The organism is Methylococcus sp. S1M, assembly GCF_051295855.1.
GTDB classification, from domain to species: Bacteria; Pseudomonadota; Gammaproteobacteria; order Methylococcales; family Methylococcaceae; genus Methylococcus; species Methylococcus capsulatus.
In genome coordinates this window covers 1-236 of sequence record NZ_JBPDXO010000069.1, presented here as the reverse complement: position 1 = coordinate 236, position 236 = coordinate 1, and the positions used below count along the sequence as shown (strand labels likewise).

At 67.8% G+C, this 236-nt stretch carries 1 protein-coding gene; it reads left to right on the top strand.

The window, feature by feature from the left end; all coding sequences use genetic code 11:
• Positions 1-236, top strand: a 236-nt coding sequence (locus tag ACSHWJ_RS16095) for a DUF3772 domain-containing protein (protein ID WP_435928801.1), incomplete at both ends; no start/stop codon positions are given.

Here is a 236-nt window from a genome sequence, read left to right as displayed (position 1 = left end):
GGCGGCGCTCGGACCGCCCCCAGCCGAGGGGGAACCACCGGAGGCAGCGGGACTCGCCGCCAAGCGCAAAGCCATTTCCGAACGCCTGGCGAACATGGAAGGCAGCCTGAAAGAAGCCGACCTGGACATTACCCGCGCCGAAGGCATGACCCAACGGCTCCAAGCGCTGCGACGAACGCGCTTCACCGAACGGGTGCTTAGCAGCGGTCCGTCACCGCTCTCCCCCGCAGTATGGC